Source organism: Cellulomonas septica, from assembly GCF_012396155.1.
Taxonomy (GTDB): domain Bacteria; phylum Actinomycetota; class Actinomycetes; order Actinomycetales; family Cellulomonadaceae; genus Cellulomonas; species Cellulomonas septica.
In genome coordinates, this window is record NZ_JAAXOY010000639.1 from 1 (window position 1) to 2048 (window position 2048).

The 2048-nt window shown below is 75.3% G+C and carries 1 protein-coding gene; it reads right to left on the minus strand.

Translation table 11 applies throughout. The features are described 5' to 3' along the window. Positions 1-117: 117 nt before the first annotated feature. A partial coding sequence (locus HGA02_RS17570) for an alkaline phosphatase family protein (RefSeq protein ID WP_168680522.1) occupies positions 118-2048 on the minus strand: 1931 nt, incomplete at its 5' end.

Here is a 2048-nt window from a genome sequence, read left to right on the forward strand (position 1 = left end):
GGACGGTGTGACCCTCGACGTACTCCATGACGATGAACGGCACGTGCGCGACGACGCCCGTCGGCTCGGTGAAGACGTCCTCGCCGGTGTCGTAGACCGCGACGATCGCGGGGTGGTTCAGGGCCGCAGCGACCCGACGTCCTCGCGCAGGTCGTCGTCGACGGGCCAGTCCGTCGGGTGCAGCAGCAGCGCACGGTTCTGGTCGCCGCCGATCCCGCCGTGCGAGCCGACCTGCCCCTCGAACGCGTGGATGTGGCCGCGGTCCGACACGGTCGACACGAGCAGCAGGTCCCCGGAGTGCGCGAGCCGGGCCGCCCGCACGAGGTCGGCGCGCCCGCGCGGGCCGTAGTGCGCGAGCGGGTCCTCGCCCTCGGGCTCGACGTCGTCCTGCTCGAGCAGCACGAGGCCGCGCGCACCGATCGCCACGAGCCCGCGGTCGCGCGTGTCGGCCACGACGACGCCGACGGTCGGCACCGCCGCGAGCCCGACGACGAGCCCCGGCCAACGCTCCTGCAGGTCCTCGAGGACGAGGCGGTGCGACGCGTGCGGGAACCACACGAGGCCGAGGTTGCCCGAACCCACGACGACGACCTCGGGCACCTCGCCGCCCGCCGTCGCCTCCCCCGCGTCGCGCGCTCGGGCGTCGGGACCGACGACCGTCGCCGTGCGGCCGCCGCCGAACGCGGACGTCAGGAGCGCGTTGAGCGGACCCCAGTCCTCGCCCGTGCCGCTCTGCACACCCGGTGCGGCGGGCGTCGCCATGAGCGCGCGCACGGTGTCGAGGAGGCTGCGGCCCTCGACGTCCTCGAACGTCGGGCCGAGCGCCTGCCCGTGGTCGGACAGCACGACGACCCGGTAGGAGCGCGGCGCGACGGCGCACACCGCCTCGAGCGTGCGCAGGACCCGGTCGAGCCCCTCGAGCGAGCGCATCGACTCGGGTCGCGTCGGGCCGGCGTGGTGCGCGATCTCGTCGTAGTCCACCAGGTCGACGTAGATCGTCGGGTCGCCCCGCATGAGCGCCTCGGCGACGAGGGACGTCGACAGGTCGCGCATCAGCACGTTCGTGACGCCCCGCAGCACGACGTACCACCCGCCGCGCGAGATCCGCGGTCGCACGTCGCGCACACGCTGGCGGCGGGCCTGGTAGAGCTCCTTGACCATCTCGCCGAGCGACAGGCTGACCGCGCGCGCGAGCACGAACGGGCTCGCGAAGAAGCGCAGGAACGACGGTCCCGGCCCGAGCCCGGCGCGCTCGCCGTCGGGCCCGCGGCTGCGCGTGCGGCTCATCACGACGTACGCCGACGCGGCGTCGCCGGAGAACATGGTCGACACCGCGGTGCCGCCTCCCGCGAGCAGTCCCTTCCCGGTCGTCAGCCGGGTCTCGACGAGCGCCGCGTCGACCGGGTGGTTCGTGACGACCAGCCGGCCGAGCCCCCGGTCCCACCAGCGGAACGCCGGGATCTGCGTCGAGTCGCCGTGCAGGAGCCCCGCCTGGCTGGCGGGCGTCGTGGACGGGACGCGCGCCCACCACTGCTCGAGCCGGTGCGTGCCGTCGGTCAGCCAGCGCTGCACGGTCGGCGCGAGGCCTGCCTCGATCGCCTGCTGGAGCACGGGCTCGGCGACGCCGTCGAGCTGCACGACGAGCAGACCGGCCTGGCGCGTGCCGTCAGGCACCGTCCCCGACCGGCGGGCGTGCCGTCGCGCGCGTCGGAGCACGTCGGCGATCACGTAGTCGCTGTCGTTCGCGCCCCACACCCAGCGGGCTGCGGCCATGACGACCGCCGTCACGACGAGGACGGCCGCGGTGTCCCACGCCGAGTCGAGCTCGATCCCGGGGGCGTACGCGAGCGCGACCCAGGCGACCGCGACCTGCACGACGAGCCCGGCGACCAGCGCGCCCATCGCCCCCGCCACGGCTGCGAACCAGCGCAGCGGCGCGCGCAGGAGGAGGTCGCCGACCGCGACCGCGAGCGCGACGACGACGACCCCGAGCGGGGACTGCGCGGTCACCCCGTCGACGAGCGCGATCGCGACGCCGAGGCCGTCCT